At 65.6% G+C, this 20,958-nt stretch carries 19 protein-coding genes; 4 read left to right on the top strand and 15 right to left on the bottom strand.

The genetic code is table 11. From position 1 onward, the window contains the following. Positions 1-194 precede the first annotated feature (194 nt). The 8 genes from ugpC to ASC68_RS22225 all read right to left on the bottom strand — a co-directional run bounded on the left by ugpC (position 195) and on the right by ASC68_RS22225 (position 8,972). Entirely contained in the window at positions 195-1,271 is a 1,077-nt protein-coding gene (gene ugpC, locus ASC68_RS22260; RefSeq protein ID WP_055884289.1) for a sn-glycerol-3-phosphate ABC transporter ATP-binding protein UgpC, read from the bottom strand. Positions 1,272-1,276: 5 nt separating this feature from the next. Continuing rightward, positions 1,277-2,269 carry a levansucrase gene (locus tag ASC68_RS22255; protein WP_055884286.1) on the bottom strand — a complete coding sequence of 331 codons (993 nt, stop codon included), beginning with the start codon at positions 2,267-2,269 and terminating at the stop codon, positions 1,277-1,279. Positions 2,270-2,280: 11 nt separating this feature from the next. Next, positions 2,281-3,159 carry a carbohydrate ABC transporter permease gene (locus ASC68_RS22250; protein ID WP_055884283.1) on the bottom strand — a complete coding sequence of 293 codons (879 nt, stop codon included), beginning with the start codon at positions 3,157-3,159 and terminating at the stop codon, positions 2,281-2,283. After that, complete coding sequence (locus tag ASC68_RS22245; RefSeq protein WP_055884279.1) at positions 3,159-4,232, bottom strand: sugar ABC transporter permease; 1,074 nt, start codon at positions 4,230-4,232, stop codon at positions 3,159-3,161. The genes ASC68_RS22250 and ASC68_RS22245 overlap by 1 nt, the downstream gene beginning before the upstream one ends. A 77-nt stretch (positions 4,233-4,309) precedes the next feature. Next, positions 4,310-5,566 carry an extracellular solute-binding protein gene (locus tag ASC68_RS22240; protein ID WP_055884274.1) on the bottom strand — a complete coding sequence of 419 codons (1,257 nt, stop codon included), beginning with the start codon at positions 5,564-5,566 and terminating at the stop codon, positions 4,310-4,312. A gap of 5 nt (positions 5,567-5,571) precedes the next feature. After that, positions 5,572-6,654: a LacI family DNA-binding transcriptional regulator gene (locus ASC68_RS22235; protein ID WP_055884271.1), complete on the bottom strand. Its 1,083-nt coding sequence runs from the start codon at positions 6,652-6,654 to the stop codon at positions 5,572-5,574. Between the two features lie 285 nt (positions 6,655-6,939). Beyond that, positions 6,940-8,319 carry a HAMP domain-containing sensor histidine kinase gene (locus ASC68_RS22230; protein ID WP_055884269.1) on the bottom strand — a complete coding sequence of 460 codons (1,380 nt, stop codon included), beginning with the start codon at positions 8,317-8,319 and terminating at the stop codon, positions 6,940-6,942. After that, on the bottom strand, positions 8,316-8,972 hold the full coding sequence (locus tag ASC68_RS22225) for a response regulator transcription factor (protein WP_055884264.1): 657 nt from the start codon (positions 8,970-8,972) through the stop codon (positions 8,316-8,318). The genes ASC68_RS22230 and ASC68_RS22225 overlap by 4 nt, the downstream gene beginning before the upstream one ends. Positions 8,973-9,149: 177 nt before the next feature. Between ASC68_RS22225 and ASC68_RS22220 the strand changes: the two genes are divergently transcribed. Further along, positions 9,150-9,821 (top strand): Spy/CpxP family protein refolding chaperone, encoded by a 672-nt coding sequence (locus ASC68_RS22220; RefSeq protein WP_055884262.1) that lies wholly within the window; start codon positions 9,150-9,152, stop codon positions 9,819-9,821. A 263-nt stretch (positions 9,822-10,084) separates the two neighbouring features. Here the strand turns inward: ASC68_RS22220 and ASC68_RS22215 are convergent, their stop codons facing one another. The 4 genes from ASC68_RS22215 to ASC68_RS22195 all read right to left on the bottom strand — a co-directional run bounded on the left by ASC68_RS22215 (position 10,085) and on the right by ASC68_RS22195 (position 12,890). Continuing rightward, the gene (locus ASC68_RS22215) at positions 10,085-10,639 is read right to left on the bottom strand and encodes a transcription termination/antitermination NusG family protein (RefSeq protein ID WP_055884258.1); all 555 of its coding nucleotides are present in this window, start codon (positions 10,637-10,639) and stop codon (positions 10,085-10,087) included. A 362-nt stretch (positions 10,640-11,001) separates the two neighbouring features. Next, positions 11,002-11,907 carry a hypothetical protein gene (locus ASC68_RS22205; RefSeq protein ID WP_055884254.1) on the bottom strand — a complete coding sequence of 302 codons (906 nt, stop codon included), beginning with the start codon at positions 11,905-11,907 and terminating at the stop codon, positions 11,002-11,004. Beyond that, positions 11,904-12,500 carry a helix-turn-helix domain-containing protein gene (locus ASC68_RS22200; RefSeq protein ID WP_055884251.1) on the bottom strand — a complete coding sequence of 199 codons (597 nt, stop codon included), beginning with the start codon at positions 12,498-12,500 and terminating at the stop codon, positions 11,904-11,906. Before ASC68_RS22200 ends, ASC68_RS22205 begins: the two co-directional genes overlap by 4 nt. Before the next feature lie 171 nt (positions 12,501-12,671). Next, positions 12,672-12,890 carry a hypothetical protein gene (locus ASC68_RS22195; protein WP_156387415.1) on the bottom strand — a complete coding sequence of 73 codons (219 nt, stop codon included), beginning with the start codon at positions 12,888-12,890 and terminating at the stop codon, positions 12,672-12,674. A 43-nt stretch (positions 12,891-12,933) separates the two neighbouring features. On the opposite strand from ASC68_RS22195, the gene ASC68_RS22190 reads away from it, so the two are divergent. Then, positions 12,934-13,653 carry a LexA family transcriptional regulator gene (locus ASC68_RS22190; RefSeq protein WP_197421367.1) on the top strand — a complete coding sequence of 240 codons (720 nt, stop codon included), beginning with the start codon at positions 12,934-12,936 and terminating at the stop codon, positions 13,651-13,653. 505 nt (positions 13,654-14,158) lie between these two features. Here the strand turns inward: ASC68_RS22190 and ASC68_RS22185 are convergent. Next, on the bottom strand, positions 14,159-14,407 hold the full coding sequence (locus ASC68_RS22185) for a hypothetical protein (protein ID WP_055884243.1): 249 nt from the start codon (positions 14,405-14,407) through the stop codon (positions 14,159-14,161). A gap of 166 nt (positions 14,408-14,573) precedes the next feature. On the opposite strand from ASC68_RS22185, the gene ASC68_RS28760 reads away from it, so the two are divergent. Together ASC68_RS28760 and ASC68_RS22175 are read left to right on the top strand one after the other, a co-directional pair. Continuing rightward, the gene (locus ASC68_RS28760; RefSeq protein ID WP_055884240.1) at positions 14,574-14,972 is read left to right on the top strand and encodes a hypothetical protein; all 399 of its coding nucleotides are present in this window, start codon (positions 14,574-14,576) and stop codon (positions 14,970-14,972) included. 132 nt (positions 14,973-15,104) lie between these two features. Further along, on the top strand, positions 15,105-15,992 hold the full coding sequence (locus ASC68_RS22175; protein WP_055884237.1) for a DUF4238 domain-containing protein: 888 nt from the start codon (positions 15,105-15,107) through the stop codon (positions 15,990-15,992). Positions 15,993-16,047: 55 nt separating this feature from the next. On the opposite strand, the gene ASC68_RS22170 is transcribed toward ASC68_RS22175, so the two are convergent. Then, entirely contained in the window at positions 16,048-19,197 is a 3,150-nt protein-coding gene (locus ASC68_RS22170; protein ID WP_055884234.1) for a type I restriction endonuclease subunit R, read from the bottom strand. Beyond that, complete coding sequence (locus ASC68_RS22165) at positions 19,197-20,957, bottom strand: DUF262 domain-containing protein (protein ID WP_055884228.1); 1,761 nt, start codon at positions 20,955-20,957, stop codon at positions 19,197-19,199. The genes ASC68_RS22170 and ASC68_RS22165 overlap by 1 nt, the downstream gene beginning before the upstream one ends. Between the last annotated feature and the right edge of the window lies 1 nt (position 20,958).

The following is a 20,958-nucleotide window of genomic DNA, read 5'->3' as shown; positions in this document are numbered from 1 at the left end:
TGCGCGGGCTGTGAGTTGGGTCCCTGCTTTCGCAGGGATGACACCGAGTTAGGGGCGCTGCCGGCGGCAAGTTCGCCGATCGGCGCCGCATATGGGCGAAGGCCCGGACGCATCACCGCGGCGAGGGCCTCGCCCTCGTCTGCTAGAGGTGGCGCAATCGGCGCCGAAGCCATCCGACTGCACGTCCTGTGACCTCAGTTCACCGCCGCGCCTGAGCTCAGGAACAGGCTGGCCCGCTCCGGTTGGGGGGCGAGGCGCAGGTCTTCGCCGATGCTGACGTCCACATCGCCCGGCAGGGCGGCGATGAGTTGCTGGCCGGAGGCGAGGGTGAGGGCGGCCAGGGTTTCGTTGCCGAGCCGCTCGACCAGCTTCACTTTGCCGCCGATCTGCTGGCTACCGCTCGTGCCGAGGTGGTGGGGCCTCAGGCCGACCACGACCTCGTCGCCGCGGCTGACCGCGGCATTGGCGCGCGGCAGCACCAGGGTGCCGAGATCGGCGGAGGCGAGCTTGACGCTCGTCGCATCGACGCCTTCGACCCGGGCCTCGAGCAGGTTCATCTTGGGCGAGCCGATGAAACCGGCGACGAAGAGGTTGGCCGGGCGATGGTAGAGATCGAGCGGCGAGCCGATCTGCTGCACGACGCCGGCGTCGAGCACGACGATCTTGTCGGCCAGCGTCATGGCTTCGACCTGGTCGTGGGTGACGTAGATCATCGTGGCGCCGAGATCGGCGTGGAGCTTGGCCAGCTCCATGCGCATGTCGACGCGCAAGGCCGCATCGAGGTTACTTAGCGGCTCGTCGAACAGGAACACCCCTGGGTGCCGCACGATGGCGCGGCCGATGGCGACGCGCTGGCGCTGGCCGCCCGAGAGCTGGCTGGGGCGGCGCTCGAGCAGGTGCTCCATCTTGAGGATGCGGGCGGCTTCCGCCACCTTGGCGTCCTTTTCGGCCTTGGGGGCCTTGGCGATGGTGAGGCCGAAGGCGAGGTTTTCGCGCACCGTCATGTGCGGGAAGATGGCATAGCTCTGGAACACCATGGCGATCGAGCGATCCTTGGGCGGCAGGTCGTTGACCACCCGCTCGCCGATGGTCAGCGTGCCGCCCGAGATATCCTCGAGCCCGGCGATCATCCGCAGCAGGGTGGATTTGCCGCAGCCCGAGGGGCCGACAAACACGCAGAACTCGCCATCGGCGATGTCGATATCGACGCCCCTGATGACCTCGGTCGAGCCGTAGACCTTCCTGATACCGTCAAGCGATACGCGTGCCATGTCTGCTACTCCGCTGCAGCTCTGATCGGGGTGACCGCGAGCAGCCCGTCGGGGCCGACGGTAACCGGATCGGGGTCGGTGACGTAGCCGCCGAACTGCGCCTTGCCATTGTCGGCAAAGCCGAGGATGCGCAGCCCGTCAGCGGTTTCGACGATGCGGGCGGCATAGCGGCGGCAGGGCTCGGCGCCATCGAGGAAGGGGCCGGGGGCCACCTGCCAGGGGCCGCGCGGATCGTCGGCGATGAGGTAATGCGTGCCGGTGACCGGGCTTTGCGGGTTGAACCGCTTGTAGGCCTCGGACCAATGCGCGCCCGAGGTGCAGAACAGGCAATACCACTTGCCCCCATGTTCGAAGACCTGCGGTACTTCGAGCTGGCCGAAGCCGCCTGCAAACACCGGCGGCTGCAGCGTCCAGGTCACGAGGTCGGGCGAGGTGGCAAAGCCGATGGCGCCGCCGGCATTGGGCTCGGCGACACCGGGCACGCGGGCGGTGAAATACATCAGCCAGCCCTCGCCGCCGGGATCGCGCATCACCCAGGGGTCGCGCATGGCGCGATCGTGCCAGTGGCCGATGGCGTGCGCGGCCTCGTAATGGGGGGCGGCCGGGCCTTCGAGATCGAGGCAGAAGCCGGTGCCGACGCGCTGCCAGTTATGGAGGTCGGTCGAAGTGGCGTGGCCGATGCGCTGGTAGAGCGCCGCCTCGCTGCGGCGCGTGCCGGTGTAGAACAGGTGCCAGAGCTGATCGTCGCCACGGACCACCGAGCCGGTCCAGGTGGTGTAATCGTCCCAGGCCGGGCCGGCGCTGGGAGCAAATGTGGTGCCCAGGTGCTGCCAATCGACCAGGTTGTCGGAGATGGCATGGCCCTGGGTGACGTTGAGGTGCCTCAGGTCGGGGTCGCCGAGGCGCTTGTCGGCTTGCAGGAAAAAGCCGTGCCAGCGCTGGCCGTCATTGACGTACCAGCTGTCCCAGATCCAGTTTTTTTCGAGGGCAATGACCATGAGGAACTCCGTCAGCCTTTGACGCCGGTCGAGGCGATCGAGGCAATGAATGCGCGTTGCAGGAACAGGTAGAAGGCGAGCACCGGCACGGTGATCAGCGACAGGTAGGCCATGATCTCGCCCCAGGCCCGGTTGAGCTGGAAGAAGTACTGGAGGCCCACCATCACCGGCCGGTAGCCTTCCTGCTGCACCACCATCAGCGGCCACAGATACTGGTTGTACATGACGAGGAATTTGAGGATCGCGGCAGTCGCCAGCACCGGGCCGGCAAGCGGCATCACCACCTTGCGGTAGACCTGGCCCCAGCTGGCGCCCTCGACCCGGGCCGCCTCGATCAGCTCGCCCGGCAGATCCTTGAAATACTGCACGAACAGGAAAATCGTCAGCCCATCGGCGATGAACGGGACGATCTGTACCTGGTAGGAGTTGAGCCAGCCGAAGGTCAGGCCCTCGAGGCCGATCCAGGGGAGCTTGGAGGCGATCAGCAGCAGCGGGATGGCGATGGTTTCGAACGGCACGATGAGCGTCGCGAGGATCGCCGTCAGCACCAGTTCGCGGCCGCGCCAATCGACGAAGACGAAGGCAAAGGCGGCGGCCGAGCAGAGCAGCAGCGACAGCAGCACCGTGACGCCGGTGACCAGCACCGAGTTGAAAATGAACAGCCCGACCGGCGCGCGCTTGAACGCATCGGCATAGTTATCGAGCGAAATATCGCCCACCGGCAGGAAGGCGGCAAAGCTGCCGGTATCGTTGAGCAGCTGCTGGTCGGGCTTGAAGCTCGACATCACCATGAAGATCAGCGGGAAGATGAAGATCACCGCGATCAGGATGAGCACGACATAGCGCACCGCGAGGCGGAGGCCACGGTTATCGGAGGCGATGGTCGCCATCACTGCTTCTCCCGGGCGAGGTAGCGCTGGATCAGCGAGATCGAGAAGACGATGACGAACAGGATCACCGAGATGGTCGAACCGCCGGAAATATCCTGCTTGCCATAGCCGCGCTCGACCGCCTGGAAGACGATGGTCTGGGTGGAGTCGAGCGGCCCGCCGCCGGTCATCACGTCGATCTGGCTGAACAGCGCGAAGGCCTGCATGGTGATGACGATGAGGATCAGCACGGCGGTGTTTCGGAGCCCCGGCCAAGTGACGTAGCGGAACACCTGCCACTTGCTGGAGCCCTCGATGGCGGCCGCCTCGTAGAGCGAGGGGCTGATGGTCTGCAGCCCCGAGAGCCAGATCACCATGTGAAAGCCCACCGCCTGCCAGATCGACATGGCGATGATGGCGCCGAGCGCCGTCGAGGGGTTGCCGAGCCAATCGATCTTGGGGAAGGCGCCGAAACTCAGCGCCGCCAGCAGGTTGTTCAAGAGCCCGCTGCTGCCGTCATAGATGAAGCGCCAGAGCAGCGAGACGACGACGATCGAAACCACCACCGGCATGAAATAGATGGCGCGGAACAGGTTGATGCCCCTGAGCCGCTGGTTGATCAGCAGCGCCAGAACCAGCGCCAGCCCGGCCTGCACCGGGGCGACGACGAGGACGAAAATGAAGGTGTTGACGATCGCCTTCATGAACACGACGTCGCGGGCCAGCACATAGGTGGGGTGCTCGCCCAGCTGAAAGCTGAACCACTCGCGCATGCCGGCAAATTGCGGCAGATCGGGATTGTTGCGGGTGACGCTGCGCAGCGTCGGGTATTTCGGCGCCCCGTCGGCATCGCGCAGCACGGCGCCACTGGCGTCGCGCTCGGGTTCGAGCGTCAGCATGCCGATGCCGAGCAGTTGCTCGTAATTGGCGAGGCCGACGAACTCGGTGGGGTTGGGCGAGATCAGCCGCTGGTTGGTGAAGCTCAGCCCGATGGCGAAGATGAACGGCAGCACCACGAAGACCGCGATGAGCATGGCCGCCGGCCCGGCCATCAGCCAGCCGATCCGATTGGAGCGCGTGAACTTGGAAGCCATGTCGATCTCGCGAGGGCAGGGGACAAGATCCCGGCCGAAGCCGGGATCCCCTCCTGAGGGCCAGAGGGAGTTAGACCCTAGAAGCCGTAATTGCCGTTCTTTTCGATATCGGCGTCGATCTCGTCGACCGCCGCATCGAGGGTGTCGGCGACGCTGGCGCCATTGGCGATATCGGCGAGGGCCTTTTCGAACACCTTGGCCTCGACCACGTAGCCGGGGGTGACCGGCCGGAGCAGCGCCTGCTTGGCCGACAGATCGAAGAACACCGCCAGCTTGCCGCCCGGCTTGTAGTTCTCGGTCAGCGCCGCCGCCGAAGCGGTGGCCGGGATCAGCCCGATGCCGTCCGAGAAGGCCGCGAGGTACTTATCCTGCAGCGCGAACTCGATGAACTTCGCCGCCCCATCGGGGTGCGCCGATTTGGCCGAGACGCCGAACTGCCACGACGCGGCGCCGATCTTGGGACCAGTGCCGAAATCGGGCGCGGGCAGGAACAGCACGTCGTCATAGGCGGCGAGGGTGCCGATGGCCGCCCAGTTGCCGTTCCACGAGAAGGCGTATTTGCCGCTGTTGAAGCCGGCATCGCGATCGGCCGGATCCTGCGTCGCCTGGGCATAGCCGGCGGTGAACAGGCCCTGCCACCACTCGCCAAAGGCCAATGCGGCATCGCCGTTCAGCTTGCCTTCGGCAGTTTTGTAGGTCGAGCGGTCGACGATATCGCCGCCAAAGCTCTGCAGCAGCGGCGAATAGGCATAAGGGTACCACTCGCCGGTCCAGGCCGTGCCGAGGTCGAGCGCGTATTCGAAGGTGCCCGAGGCCTTGGCCTTATCGAGCGCAGCCATGAACTCGTCCTTGCTCCAGGGCTGCTCGAGCGTCGGGGTGCGGAGGCCGAGCGCGTCGAGCGTCGACTGGCGGGTGACGAGCGACACCGCGGCGTCCCACAGCCCGATCGAATAGAGCTGGCCGTTCCACACGCCCTTGGTGCCGGGCAGGAAACTGGCAATCTTCGTCTCATCGATCTTCAGCGGCTGCATGTAGCCGGCCCAGGCCCAGTTCGGCATCACCGGGCCATCGACATCGAGGATGTCGGGCAGGTTGCCGGCGAGCGCCCCGGCAACGACGCTGTCATTGTAGGCGGCCTGGGGGAAGCTCTGCAGCTCGACCTTCCAGTCGGCCTGGCTGGTGTTGAAATCGGAGATGATCTGGTTGACCAGCTTCTGTTCAACCTCGTTGCCGGCGCCATGGTACCACATGGTGAGCGTGGTCTGGGCCAAGGCGCCACCGGATGAAAGCGCGGTGCTGAGCAGCACGCCCGTAATGAATGCAAGTTTGCTCACTGTCGTTAGTCCTCCCTGACGAGTTGTAGCTGTGAGACGTTGGGTGGGCGCCGCTCGGTGACCGATTGGCGCCAGTAGACCGGCCCGCCGATCACGTCGGGGCCGGTATCATTCCGGCTCTCGCCGGAAATCAGATCGAGCAACCGCTGCGCGGCGCGCACGCCCATCGCGGTATAGGGCAGCTCCACCGTGGTGAGCGGCGGATAGAGCGTTTCGGCGATGACGCGATAATTGTCATAGCCGGCCACCGAGATATCGTCGGGGACCGCGAGCCCGCGCGAGCGCAGGATCCCGTAGACCTTGAGCGCCTGCCGGTCGTTACCGCAGCAGAATACGGTGGGCGGCTGGTCGAGGTTCAGCATCCGGTCGATGGCGGTCCACAGCACCTGCGTCTCGGTTTCCGGGCTGCCGATCTCGCCGCATTGCAGCAGCGCCGGATCGTAGGCGATGCCGGCCTCGCCGAGCGCATCGCGATAGCCGCCACGGCGGAGGCCGGTGGCGACGATATCCTCGCGCAGCGTCAGATAGGCGATGCGCTGGTGTCCGGCGGCGATCAGCCGCGACACCAGGTCGTGCTGGCCGCGCCGGTCATCGGGGATCACTGCAGGGGTACCGGCATCGTCGTAGCAGTTGGTCAGCACCACCGGCGTATCGTCGGGCACCGGCGGCAGCCGGACATTCTGGTGGTAGGGCGCCACATAGATCAGGCCCTCGACCCGGTGCTCGAGGAAGGTCTTGATCAGCTCGGGCACGCGCTCCGAGCGGTTGCCCGAGTCGGCGATCATCAGCGTCTTGCCGGTGAGCCCGATGGTCTGCTGGATGCCGCGCACCAGCAGCAGCTCGGGCAGGCCGGCCGGCTGCGCCGGCTCGATCTGGTCGGAGATGGCGCCGGTGATCAGCCCGATCAGCCCGGATTTGTTGGAGCGCATCATCCGCGCGGCGCTCGAAGGGACATAGCCGAGCGCGGCGATGGCAGCAGTGACCGCGGCGCGGGTTTTCTTGCCCACCGGGGCATCGCCGTTCAGCACCCGGCTCACCGTCTTGGGCGAAACCTTGGCGGCTTTCGCCACGTCATAAATCGTCGCCATCGCAGCCTCCTCAGGTCATGTCCGGTTTGTGACACCGATGTCATGACACCGATGTCATCTACTGGCGGATGCGGTGGGAGTCAATGGTGATCGCAGGCTTGCCCGGGTTCTCGCCTCCCCACCGGCTGTCATCCCAGCGAAAGCTGGGACCCCTCGGCGAGGGCTTGCCCTCGTCCGGCATCCATCCGCTTGCGCTGTGGCGAGTTGGGTCCCAGCTTTCGCTGGGATGACATCGAGTTTAGGGCAATTGCGGTGGGTCGGCCGCCAGTACTTGCAGCCTCTTTGCTAGCCCCCCAGCCGCAGCCTCGCCTCGAACCCATCCGCCCACCCCTCGACTGGTGAGCGCAACTGCAGTGCCCCGCCGGTCTGCTGCATGATGGTGGCGACCACGGCGAGGCCGAGGCCGGTGCCGCTGGCGCGGGTGGGGCCGCGGGCGAAGCGTTCGGTGAGGCGGGCCATCAGTTCGGGGGCGACGATGGGGCCATGGTTGCGCACCACCACCGTTGGCCCAGGGCCGGCGGTGACGAACACCGGCCCATTGGAGGCGCCGTGCAGCAGCGCGTTGTGGATCAGGTTGCGGATGGCGATGGCGAAGGCATCGGGGTTGATCCGCTGGGTGAGCTCAGCCGCCGGGTGGCGCTCGAAGCGCACCCGCCCGCTGGTGCTCGATTGCGCCTCGAAATCGCGCAGCACCAGGTTGAGCACCGGCGCGAGGTCGACAAGATCAGCGGAACGCGCGAAGCCGGCCTCGAGCCGGGAGAGCTGCAGCAGCTTTTCGCTGAGATCGGCGAGGCCGCGCAGCGATTGCTCGATCTCTTTCAGCCGCGGCGAGGCCTGGTCGCCGAGTTCGCGGGCCAGACGCTGGGTCTGCGCCAGCGCCCCGGCGATCGGCGTCCTCAGCTCATGCGCGCTGCTCGCGGCGAAGGTGCGCTCGGCCTCCATGGCGGCGCGCAGCCGCTCGAGCAGGCCCTCGATCTCGCGGGCGATCGGCGCCAGTTCGGCCGGCTGGTCGTCATCGTTGAGCGGGGTGAGGTTGGTGCCGCTGCGCAACGCCACGTCGCGGCTCAGGCGCTTCACCGGTTGCAGCGCCAGCCGCACCGCCTGCCAGATGCCGAGCCCGACCAGCGGCAGCAGAGCCGCGAGCGGCCAGAGCAACCCGGCGACGGCGCCCCACAGCGCATCGCTCCGCGCAGTTGAGGTTTCGAGCACCAAAATGCCCATGCCGTTGCGCCGGTCGGTGGATTTGAAGGCGCGGTGGCCATCGATGAAGGTGAGGCCATCGCTGGCCGGCAGCGCCGGCAGCACCTCGGGCGCATCCTCGGCGCGCAGCCGGATCACCCCGTTCTGGTCGAATACCAGGTAGGTGAAGGCTTCGAGCTCGGGCGCCATTTCGTCGGGCCGGGGCAGGGGCCGGCCCTTGGGCCCGCGATTATCGTCATCGCGCCCGAGCCGCGGCACCGGGGCGCGGCCATGCACATCGTCGCCGACATCGCGGTTGGCCAGCGGCAACAGGCGATAGGCGCTCTGGCGCAGCGTTTCGTCGAACGCCTGCTCGAGTTCGCTGCGCAGCACCAAAGTCGAGATCGCGGCGCCGCCGAGCCAGAACACCAGCATGCCGGCGCTGAGCCACACGGCGAGCTGCAGCGCGATGGAGCGGCGCTTCATGGCTCGACCCGGTAGCCGAGGCCGCGCACCGTGGTGATGACGGCCTGGCCGAGTTTCTTGCGCAACCGGCTGACATAGACCTCGACGGCATTGCCCTCGATTTCGGCGCCGAACGGATAGAGCGAATCCTCGATTTCGGCCTTGGTGACGATCCCGCCGCGCCGGCTCAACAGCCGCTCCAGCACCGCCCATTCGCGCGCCGTGACGCCGATCGGCTTGCCGTTGAGGGTTATGCTGCGGGTCGCAAGGTTGACGCTCGCTTCCCCGACGCGCAGCTCGGGCGTGGCGATGCCGGCATAGCGGCGGGCGACGGCCGAAACGCGGGCGCTCATTTCGTCGAGATCGAACGGTTTGACCAGGTAATCGTCGGCCCCGGCATTCAGCCCCTCGATGCGGATGGCCACCTGGTCCTGCGCCGTGGCGATGATCACCGGCACCGGATTGCCCGACTTGCGCAGGTGCTTGAGGAGATCGAGCCCGCGCCCATCGGGCAGGTTCAGATCGAGCAGGATCAGCCCGTATTCCACGGTATCGAGCGCGGCGCGCGCGTCGTCGAGCCGCTGCATCCAATCGACGCCATGGCCATCGGCACGCACCTGATCGCGCATCGCCTCGCCGAGCACATAGTCATCCTCAATCAGCAGAATGCGCACGCCACGGGCCCCTTTGGCGGGCTCCTGTAACCTGCCAAGCTGTCGCCAGCCTTACGAAAAATCTGCGCTCCCGCAAGGTCGCCGACAGCTTGGGCTGGTTGTCTCTCCCCAGATCGCAGCGACCCCGCCGCGACCCCGCGCCGGCGCCGCAGCCGGCCAGCAAGAGGATAGACGATCATGAACAACCGCATGCTTGTTACCACCGCCCTCGCCGCCATCATGGGCCTCACCGCCCTCGCACCCGGCGCCTATGCCCAGTCGGCCCCGGCAGCGCCGGATGCGCCGGCCGTGACGCAGCCCGACGCCAAGGGCCCCGGCCCCCAGGGCGAACATCGTGGTGAGCGTGGCCAGCGCGGCGGCATTGCCGGGCTGATCTGCAGCACCGATGGCGCGACGCAGCTCGAAACCAGGCTCGCCGATATCGCCACCAAGCTCGCCCTCACCGCCGAGCAGCAGCCGCTGTTCGATGCTTACCGCACCGCCGCACTGACGGCCCAGACCAGCTTCGCCGAAAGCTGCGCGACGCTGCAGCCGGCCACCGCTCCGGCGACCGCCCCTGATGCCCTCACCGTGCTGAAGGACCGCCAGGCCCGCCAGACCGCCGAGCTCGACGCGCTGAACGCCGTGCTGCCGAGCTTCGAGGCGCTCTACAACAGCCTCACCGACACGCAGAAGGCGACGCTGCAGCCGCTGGTTGGCCCGCATCACGGCGGCGAGCATGGCCCGCGCGGCGATCGGGCCGGTCGCGGCGACGATCACCGCGGCGGCGAGCACGACGGTGGCCGTGGGCGCGATGGGCGGGCTGGGATGATCGAGCAGTTGCCGGGTACCGGCGCCGTGGCTGGGTAAGCCAGGCGTTAAGGACGCAGTCGGCGAAGTAGCTCGCCGACTGCACGTTCCGAGGGCGACGAGGCTCGCAAAGTACTGGCGGGCCGATTCACTGCAATCTCCCCAAACTCGGTGTCATCCCAGCGAAAGCTGGGACCCATCTACCCACTTGCGCTGCGGCGAGTTGGGTCCCAGCTTTCGCTGGGATGACAGCCGGTGGGTAGGAGAGAAACTGCCAGGGCCCGAAGGCCCCATCACCCCCGACTGCCCGTCCCGTGTGCCCCTCAAGCCGCCAGCTCCACCTGACCAACCCGCAGCTCCACCGGCGTCGGCCGGCCGAACAAATCCAGCAGCACCTTCAGCCGGTCGAGCGAATCCACCGCTTCCACCGTGCCGGCAAAGCTGGTGAACGGCCCCGCGGCGACCCGCACCGGCTTGCCGGTCAACCGCTTCTTCATGGCAGTCAGCGTGTGCTTCGTCGTCTCGCCGCGCAGCCGCCGGGCGGCGTCGGTGTCATCGAACAGCTGGCGGGCCTCGGCGTCGCGCAAGGCCAGCACGTCCCCGGTCGGCACCGGCATCGGCGGGTGCGGGCGGCCGGGCAGCAGCTCGAGCACCTGGGGGCAGGCGAGCACTTTCGAGGTGTCCTCGAGCCGCTCCATCCGGACGAACAGGTAGCGCGGGAAGTGGCAGAGTGTTGTGACCTTGCGCACCCGCAGCCGCCGGTTGAAGCGCTCGATCTGGTATTGCGGCAGGTAGGCCTCGAAGCCCGCCCGCTCGAGCTGGCGCAGCGCCTCGCGCTCGCCCTTGGCCCGTGTCCTCAGTGCGTACCACTCTGCCATGTTCGGTCTCCTTCAGCTGTCGGTCGAGGGCGCGCAACGCCGCCCGGATCTCTGCCATCGCGGCACTGGCGCCGAGGCCGCGATCCGAATATTCGGCCGCCACCTCGCGGATGCGTTCGATGAAGTTTTTGCGGCCGCCGCCGCGGTGCTCGGCGCCGGTTTGCGACCAGGTCATGGCGCGCCTCCACGCGGGGCGCGGCATCCGGCCGGCCCGCACCAGCAGCGCAGCCGGCCGAATTCGCCGGTGCGGATGGCTTCGCGGAGGCTGCCTTTGCCATAGGGGGCGTGCGGTGCGCCGCAGCCGTCGCAGCGGCGCTCGAAGACGTGGGAGCCACGGGCGGTTTCGGTTGCGCGGATCGGCATCAGTGCACCGCCTCGGCGACCAGCGCCCGGGCCGCCGCGACCACCTCGGGCTCGAACGACCAGGGGCTCGCCGGCGCCGGCTTGCCGCGCACCGTTTCGCAGGCGGCCCACAGGGTGGCATCGAGAATGCGATCGAGCCGCACCATGGTCACCGCCGGTCGATCCGGATCGACCTGCAGCCCCAGCCCCGCCGCCTCGCGCCAGGCGCCATCGCCGAGCCACTTGGCGAGATGCGGGGCATAGCGCCGGCCCGCCTCCTTGCTGCGCCCGCGCGCCGCACAATCCTCGGCGAACCAGTTCTGGTAGCGCCGCGCCGCCGCCAGCACCGGCTGGCGTTCGGCGGGACTGAGCGCCGTGAACGCCGCTTCGGCCCGCGCCCGCGAACTGGTGGGGTTGCGCGGGAATACCGACCAGAGCGTCGCAAAGATTTCGCGCGTTTCGGCTTCAGGCACTGGCGGGGGTGGGTTGGAGTCCTCCTTCTCTCCTCCTTCCTCCTCCATCTGCGCGAAGAGTTCGGCAGTGGTGGCGGCCGGGTGGGGAATTGCTTCCGCATTGGCGTGGCTGAGCCCGACATAGGCCTCCCATTCGGGCCGCAGCAGGCCCGAAGAGTTCGGCTTTTTCGGCCGCTGGAAGGCGCGGAAATTGCGGATCAGCCCGATCGGCCGGCCGCCCACCGCCTCGCGGCGGACGAACCCCCCGGCGATCAGCTCGTCGAACATTTCAGGTATTTCGACCGCATCGACCGGGAAGATCCGTGCCCTCAGGGTCAGCGGCTTCCACTCGAACACGCCATCATCGAACGCCTCGGTCCAGAGGCCGATCAGCAGCAGCCGGGCCGGGGCCGAGAGCGCCATGAAGGCCTCGTCGGTCCAGAGCCCGGGGTGGATGGAGCGGATGCGGCTCATCGCGCACCCGCCTGCTGTGCTGGGCGGGCCGTGTCGCCGGAGAGCGCCCTGGCCTCGAGCTCGGCGGCATAGCGGCGGATGTTGTAGAGCACGGTGGTGTGGTCGCGGCCGCCCAGGTGCCGGGCGATCTCGGGCAGGCTGATCTGGCGGCCGTTGACCAGCACTTCGTGGCGGATGCGCCAGCTCGCCTCGCGCCGCGCCGCAGTGACCGGCGCCCGCCGCGACGAACCTGACAGTTCGACTCGGCTGACCCGGTGTTTGGCCACGACTTCGTCGATGATTTCGCGCGCCGTCAGCGGGCGGGCGCTCGGGGCAGCGACGAGGTATCGCGCCGAAAACTCCATGGTGTCGTAAGGCGCCGGCTCGCGATAATCCGGCCAGGCCTCCGCCGCCGGCAGCAGCAGCGGCTGCATCGGTCGCGGGCGCGGCGCGTGGAACGGCCGCACCGTGAGGTTCGAGGCGGGCAGGGGGTGCTGGGCGGCACGGCGGATGCGCGCCTCGCGGGCCCGCCGCTCCTCGGCGAGGCGCTGCTGGCTGGGGCTGGCATCGGCCGCCCGCACCGGGGCGAGGCGAAGCTGGCGATAGAGCATCATGAGCTCGGCTCCATGGGCAAAGGGGTGGCGTTCACCGGCGCGGGGTGCGCCGGCGGTGGGGTGGTGGCGTTGCCCGCGCGCCGGGGCGCGCGAGCAGTGAAGCGTGAGGGTCAGCGCCGGCGCATCAGAGCGCCGGTGCCTGAGAATGGCGGGTGGGGCGGATTGCCGGGTTCATGCTGGCGTTGCCGCCCGCCCGAGCTCCGGTTTGACTCCTCGACGCGATAGCTCGTCGTCGTTGAGCATCCGCCCCTGCGACTGCGCCCGCCCGCCGGCAGGCTTTGGGAGTTGCTCGGGCTTGAACTGGCCGCAGCGCGGCGACTCGAAACCGAAGATGTCGTTGCTGCTGCTCATGGGGTGATACTGAGCATTAATGCACAGCATGTCAAGCATGAATGCACGATGCATTTGTGCACAAGGGTGCTAGGTTATGCACATGGCAGAACCCAACCAGCTCGCTGTCGAGTATGTGCGTCACGTGCTCGGCGTCACCGGCCTGTCGCCGACGGGCCTGGCGCTGAAGGCCGGCATTTCATCGACCACGCTGACCCGGCCGCTGAACTCGGCCGAGTACAAGTTCGCGCTGACCAACACCACGCTCAGCAAGATCGAGGCGGCAACCGGCATCGCCTACCTGAGCTTTGCCGCCGCCCACAGCACCGACCAGATGCTGCCCGGATCCGAAGCGCCGGCCCAGCCCCGCACCGCCGGCCAGCCGGTGCGCTACGTGCCGGGCGAGCAGGTGGTGCTCTCGGGCCGCCGCAACCTGTTGCCGGTGTTTTCGGGCGCCATGGGCGGCGATGGCAAGCTGATCGTCAGTTCCGATTTCGTCGACCACATGGCCATGCCCGCCGCGCTCGAGGGGGTGCAGGGCGCCTATGGGCTGATCGTCGATGGCAGCTCGATGAACCCCGAATTCTGGGAAGGCGACATCGCCTGGATCAACCCGCACCTGAAGCCGGCGCGCGGCCGCAACCACGTCTTCTTCCACACCCCGCCCGGCGGCGAGGATGCCGAAGCCATCATCAAGCGGCTCAACGGCTGGAACGATCGCGAGTGGCAGCTCGAGCAGTGGAACCCGGCCAGGCAATTCACGGAGTCGCGCCGCATCTGGCCGATCTGCCACCGCGTGGTGGGCAAGTACGAAGCGCCTTAGGGCAGGGGTCCTGGCCGACCGTCAGGTCGGGATCCAGCCCCAAACTCGATGCCCACCTCCCCCTTGACGGGGGAGGCAAGCGAAGCTTGGGAGCGCCAGCGACCTAGCGCAGCTCGGAGGGGGTGCGCGGAGTCTCGGCGCCGCAGGCAACCGCCGGACGGGCGGAGCAAGGCCCCTCACCGAGCCGCTCGTCGCTTCGCTCCAAGCGCGCTACGCGACGCCAGCCTCCACATCCCCGAAGGCCCCAGTCAGGCCTCTCCCCCTCGGCGGGGGAGAAAGCGAAAACTTGGGCTTAGCGCAGCTAAGTCCTTAGTTTTCGCCAGAGAGGGGGCGCGGAGCTACGGTGCCGATGGCTTTCCATCCAGGGGCGAGCCATGCAATGCAGCACCCGCGGAAGGCCTCGCAACCGACACAACCGCGGCATCTCAGGATGGCCCCGGCCTTCGCCGGGGTGACGCCGTGGGTGGGGCAAGAGCCGCGGGCGGAGTTCGGGCGGCAGCCCCCCTCAAGCCGCCGCCTCAGCCAGCAACTCGTCCGACACCGCCCCCAGCCGGCAGATGATCTCCGCATCCTGCCACTCCCCGGTCGCCGGGTCGCCGCTGCGCGAAAACGCCACCGCCGCCATGCGGTCGGCCATCAGCCGCTCGCACAGCGCCCGGGCATAGCGCGCATTGGGCACCTCGCGGCTCTCCTCGGGGATCGGATAGCCGTTCTTCCCCGCCACGAACCCCTGCACGACGTAATAGGTCACCATCCCCCGCAATCCCCAAGTGTTCACTGTTTGTTCACATTCAAACACCAGCTCAGCGACGGAGTCGAGTCGGTCTCGTGACTGCAGCGTGATGTGCATTCGTGCATGGCATCGCTTGACTCTAATTGTGCATTAATGCATCGTCATGCTATCGCACCTGGAGCTGGCAATGACCTCCTACCTGATCGAGCGCGGCCCTTACCCCATCGCCGCCGAAACCATCCGCACCGCCCTCGGCCTCAAAACCACCGCCCTCGACCTCCTCATCACCGCCGGCATCACCTCGATCTGCGCAATGAGCGTCCGCCCCGTCACCCGCGAAATCTGGGATGTCACGGTCGACGACGACCCAGCGACCTTCGGCGTCCCCCTCTCGATCAGCGCCCCCCGCAAAACCGCCGCCGACCGTCGGCTGGTGCGGCGGGTGGAGTATGTGGCGGATGATTTCGCGTTGGCGAAAGCGCGCGAGCGGGTGGAGCGCTGGTGCCGCAACCAGCATGAGGTGGCGCTGGCGCTGCTGGCGGAGCGGGAAGGGGTGGTGGCGACGGAGTTGGCGGAGGTGGCTTGAGGGGCAGGGCAGACGATGCGCAGGCTTCCCAAGGTTGATCATTGTCGCCGCGACGGGGAGCGTCGCGACCTCGGTTGACCGTCCGGAACCGACTGTGCATCGAGACGGGAATCTGCTCCCTTCAGGAACGAGATGGCTCGCAAGAACTCCCCTCACAGGCACCACTACATTCCGCAGATGATCCTGCGAAACTTCGTGAGTTCGGAGGGTGGCCTTTGCTTTTGGCGCCGTGAGTTCCAGGTCGGCGACGTCCGTGCCACAACACCCGACAACCTGTTTATTGAGGACAATCTCTACTCCGTCATGGACGACGAAGGCGGCCGCGACGTGTCACTCGAACACTGGTTTGCAAAAATGGAGTCGACCGGCGCCCGACTGATTGGCGACCTCCTGACGGTCGTGCGATCGGGAAGGACGCCCGTGCTCAGCGAGGATGCATGGGAGTTCTTTTGCTACTTTCACTACTACTCGGGGAAGCGTTCGGCCGCGTGGCATAGCCGGTTTGTCACTCGCGATCAGGTCGTGGCCCTCGCCAACCGGATGGCCAATGAGTTGCGCTGGACCGATGCAGAACGAGCTCAACTGAACGAGCCGGCGAAGCTCGACCGCGTCATGAACAACGCTCGGATCGCCGCGCAAGGCATGCCTCCCCCAGATGATCTCCTGGCCGTGATGCGCAACCGGGGCATGGCAATCTACGTCGTACCGACGGGGGCATCCTTCGTCCTGGGCGATCACCCAATAGCGATGGCACGAGTTGGAAAGGCGGCAGAAGCATCCGTTGGCGGCAAGACCACTTTCATGCCGATCGCCTGCGACGTCGCCATAGGCTATCACGTCCGTCCGCGGACCGTTCAAGTGGAACGCCTGACTCGTCCGCAGGTTAGAGCAATGAACGAAGCAATGACGCGGCAGTCCGTGATGATCGCCGGCAGATCGCACGCACTCGTCGCCTCCTTGTCGAAGTTGGGTTACGAAACCCCCGAGTACTTCACTACCGCCGACTATCTCTTCGGATAGCGATCGTCGGACGACGGGCAGATTCTGCATCGTCTCACCAGCGGGCCACCAACCGTCACACGTGCTGCGCGGTAATCTCCCGTAGCAGCATCTCCGCCTGCGCTAAGACCATTTGCACCGCGCTTTCCGACAGATCCGGTGGGTAGCCGTGCTTCTTGAGGATGCGTTTGACTAGGATCCGCATCTTGGCGCGGGCGCTTTCCCGCTTCTGCCAGTCCACGGTGACGTTCATCCGCAACTGCTCCAGGAGTTCGTGCGCGATAATGCGCAACCTCTCGCTTCCCATGGCTTCAATCGCGTTCTCGTTTTCGGCAAGTGCGTCGTAAAAGGCCACCTCCTCAGCGGAGAGCCCTTGTTCTTCTCCTCGCGCTCGCGCCGCCTGCAAATCCTTGGCGAGGGCTATGAGTTCCTGGATCATCTCAACTGCCGTGAGGGCACCGGCGTGATATCGCGCAACGGCTTCGTCGAGGCGTTTTGAGAAGAGCTTGCTCTCCACGACATTACTGGATGAGCGGCTGGCAATCTCACCGTTGAGAAGTTTGCGGAGCGCCTCAAGTGCGAGATTCTTGTATTGCATCCCCTCGATCTCAACGAGGAACTCGTCGGATAGGATCGATATGTCAGGCGTCTGCAGACCAGCGGCCTTCAGCACATCGACGATCTCCGCCGAGGAGACGGCGCGGTCAATCAGCTGCCGCACGGCAAAGGCGCGATCGGCTTGGCTAATCTTCCCGGTCCCGGTGCTCTTTGCTAGGGCAGCGCGTACGGCCTGAAAGAAGCCAACCTCATCTCGGATTTCGCGTGCGTAGTCGCTCGCCGAGGCCAGCGCGTAGGCTTTGGACAATTCCAGGACCATATCGAGAAACTTGCGGTGGGCGCGCTTCTTCTCTTCTGCCGACGTCACCTTCCCAGCCATCTCTTCGGCCCAACGCAAGACCCAATCCACCGCACCGGCTAGACAGGTGAGACGTTGTGCGGGAGCTCCCTCTATTCCCGGGCGGAGGTCATACCCGTGGAAGATGCCGGCGACCACTTCGAAGCACTCCTGCAGCAGCGCGATGGCAGCTTCTTCGTCGATGCCGGTCTTGTCACGGTCGGACTGGGTGTATTGGCCTAGCGCCGACTTTAGGTTGGAAGCAATGCCGACGTAGTCGACGATCAGCCCACCTGGCTTGTCACGGAACACCCGATTGACACGCGCTATGGCCTGCATCAGGCCGTGGCCTCGCATGGGCTTGTCGACGTACATGGTATTCATGCAGGGCGCGTCGAAGCCGGTCAGCCACATGTCGCGGACCAGCACCAGCCTTAGGGGATCTGAGGGATCACGGGCGCGTTTCGCAAGGTCATCGCGTCGCCGCTTATTGCCGATGTGCTGCTGCCACGACAGGGGATCGGATGCCTGGCCAGTCATCACCACCTTGATCGCACCCTGAGTGTCATCGTCCGAGTGCCAGGATGGCCGTAGGGCGACGATCTCATCATAGAGAGCGACGCAGATGCGGCGGCTCATGCACACCGCCATTGCCTTGCCATCGAGTGCTTCGATGCGCGCCTCGAGATGAGTGACGAGGTCAGCTGCGATCTGCTTCAAGCGCTTCGGCGAACCAACCAGCGCCTCAACGCTGGCCCATTTTGCTTTAGCCTTCTCGGCCTCGCTGAGTGCCTCGTCTTCGATGAGCGCCTCAATCTCGGCATCGATCTTTGGTTTTTCGTCCTCATTGAGCACGATGCGTGCCAGCCGGCTCTCGTAGTAGATTGGGACCGTCGCCCCGTCTTCAACGGCGCGGCTGATGTCATAGATGTCGATGTAGTCGCCGAAGATCGCCGGCGTATTGACGTCTTCCGCCTCGATCGGCGTCCCGGTGAAGCCGATGAACGAAGCGTTGGGCAGAGCCTGACGGATGTAATGGGCGTAGCCATACCGGCGCAGGCCGCTCCTGGCGTCGAGCTTGGCGTCGAAGCCGTACTGACTGCGATGTGCCTCATCGGCCATGACGATGACGTTGCGGCGATCGGTGAGCAGTGGGAAGTGCTCTTCACTGGCGTCTGGCGAGAACTTCTGCACGGTCGTGAAGATGACGCCGCCTGAGTTGCGACTGAGCAGGCGTCGCAAGTCATCTCGACTGCTGGCCTGCTCCGGATTCTGGCGGATGAGGTCGCGGCAAAGACCGAACGTTGAGAACAACTGATCGTCGAGATCGTTCCGGTCGGTAAGGACCACCAAGGTGGGGTTTCCCAGTTCCTGCGACTTGACGGCCAAGCCGGCAAAGAACGCCATCAAAAGACTCTTACCGGAGCCCTGCGTGTGCCAGATAACGCCAATCTTGCGGTCGCCATCGGGAGCGCTGGCTTCGACGGCTTCGCGGACGGCCTTCTGGGCGCCGTGGAACTGGTGGTAGCCGCCGAGGATCTTGAACGGCCCCGCTCCCTGATCACCAAAGACGACGAAGTCACGCATCAGCCGCAGGAAGTTCCGCCGATCGAACACACCGCGCAAGAGCGTGTCTAGCTCCGGCGTGCCGCGCGGCGCAAAATCCTCGCCGGTGATCGTGCGCCAGGGCATGAAGCGCTCTCGGTCGGCAGTCAAAGAGCCGATCCGCGCCTCCATGCCGTCCGAGACCACCATCGCAGTGTTAGTGCGGAACAGGCCTGGGATTTGCTGCTTGTAGGTCTCGAGCTGCTGGAACGCGTCGTCGATCGTAGCGCTTTCGGACGCGGCATTCTTCAGTTCAAGCACCGCGACTGGCAGGCCGTTGAGGAACAGCACCAGATCGGGACGGCGGTTACTGCGGCCCTCGACAACAGTGAACTGGTTGACGACCAACCAATCATTGTTCTCTGGGACCGCAAAATCGATGAGCCAGACTTTCGTGCCCACGACGCGGCCATCGGCTTGGCGATACTCGACATCGACGCCTTCGGTGAGCAGGCGATGGAGCCGTCGATTCTCTTCGACCAGGGAACCAGTTTCGGAAATCAACACCTTGCGAATTGCATCGCTTCGTGCGCCGTCCGGCACTCCAGGGTTGAGTGTCTCGACCGCACTTTCCAGGCGCTTGGTGAGCACCGTATCGCCAAAGGATTGACGTTGCGGCGCGGGACCATCAGGGGCGATGATAGCGCCGCCAAGATGTAGCCAGCCGAGGTCCTTAAGGATCTCGATGCCGGCGTGCTCGACAGTGTCCTCGGAAAACCCCTGCATCAGAGGCTCTCGAAGCCACGCTGGATGATGCGCGCCATCAGCACACGTCGCTGCTCCAGGAAATTCTGGAAGTCGAGGTCCTGCCAACCGGCAGGCAGCGCGTGCAACTCACTCATGGTGTGCCACTCGGCGTCGCTGAAGCGTGCACGAATGGTGGCTACGTACTCGGCCGGTGCGGTGTCGCTTATGTCGATATTGTCCGGCCACTCCAGCAGCGCGTAGTTGGCCATCTGGTTGGTCTGCACCTGGTCCGGAAAGCCATTACGCTCGAGCCAGGCTTTGGGAAACAGGTGGTGCCGCTCCAGCGGTTTCTTCTTCGTGCGGAGTGCCGGATCGATCAGGTCGGAGACGCGCTTATGCGAGAACAGCACTTTGGCATCGAGCCGGTTCTGTGACGCGACATAGGCGAAAAGCTGGGGGTTGCGCGCCGACGAGGTGGCGAGTTCGGCAGGTAAGGTAATGGCCCAGTAGTCCGCGGTCAGTTCGGATGTCACTAGCCGATCCAGCACCTCGAGGAAGGCATCGCCAGTCTCCACCCCCTTGAGGCGGTTGAGGTCGGCATCGACTACGGATTCTGGTGACCCCGAATAGCGTCCGGTGAGGCTGGAGAAGAAGAACCAGCGTCCGATGGCGCGCTGCAGCTCATGCTCCTTGATGGCATAGCGCGTCTTGCCGATGAGGTAGAAGGCGTAGGAGTAGAGGATCGCGCTTTGCGACGACACCATCTCCTCACTGCGGAAGCCAGCGCCGATCAGCGCGCTTAGGAACTGGTGCCAATAGCCAAGATTCAGCACGAGGGCCTGGGCCTCGGCAAGTTTGGCGAACTGCTGGTCGCGCAGGGTTGGCGAGAACTGCTCGGTTTCGGGGTCCTTGCCACGCAGGACTTGATAGACGCTCTTGAGCCGTCCGCGGCCAAAACCAAGCGCCACCGAGACGCGCAGCAACTGGTCTGGGTCGGGCTGGATGAAGTGGTTGTAGGGCGAAGCCGTGTTTCCTTTAGGCGGCTGCCGCGCTTCTCGGCAGAAGCGCTCCAGGTCGGCTCGGCCTTCGTCCCAGAACACCGATAGCAGCGTCAGGATGAAGTCAGCCTGGTTGAGCTTCACCCCTTCGCTGTTGATGCGCACGAAAATGTCGGCCACCTGCTCCTCATCGACCGAGGAGGCGATCTCCAGCGCGGTAAAGGGGTACTTCTGCAGGTCGAACAGGCGATCGAGATTGTGGGCGATCTCTTCCTCTTCGTCCTCGGTCAGCGGGGTTTTGGTTGAGACCTGTGCGAGGTAGTCATTGACGATCTTGCGGCTGGAACGCTTGGACGACCACATGTCGGAAATATTCGCGATCCACTCCGGGTCGCGCCGGATGGCAGCGTCGGCTACTTCGAACTTGCAGCTGCGCGGGTTGAAAGCTACTTCGATCTTACGATCCTTGTAGTCCGCATCTAGCACCGTCTTACCCTTGAACACTGCATAGAGCGACGTAAGGCGCTGCTGGCCATCAACGATCAGGCGGTTGGGCGCGGCGTGGGGCTTGTCGGTACTGCCGATCGTTCGCGCACCCTGCGTAGCTCCATTCTCCCAGAACAGCAGATAGCCAACCGGAAAGCCTTTATACATGCTGTCGAACAGGTCGCGGACCTTGGCGTTCGACCACACAAACGGTCGCTGAATTTCGGGCAGGCCGATGTCGCCGAGATCGATATAGTGCAGAAGATTGCTGAGATCGTAGTCGACGCGCTTGAAGCAGGTTTTGAGCTCGCTCATC

Source organism: Devosia sp. Root105, assembly GCF_001424865.1.
Taxonomy (GTDB): Bacteria; Pseudomonadota; Alphaproteobacteria; order Rhizobiales; family Devosiaceae; genus Devosia_A.
This window is presented reverse-complemented; position numbering and strand designations above follow the sequence as displayed.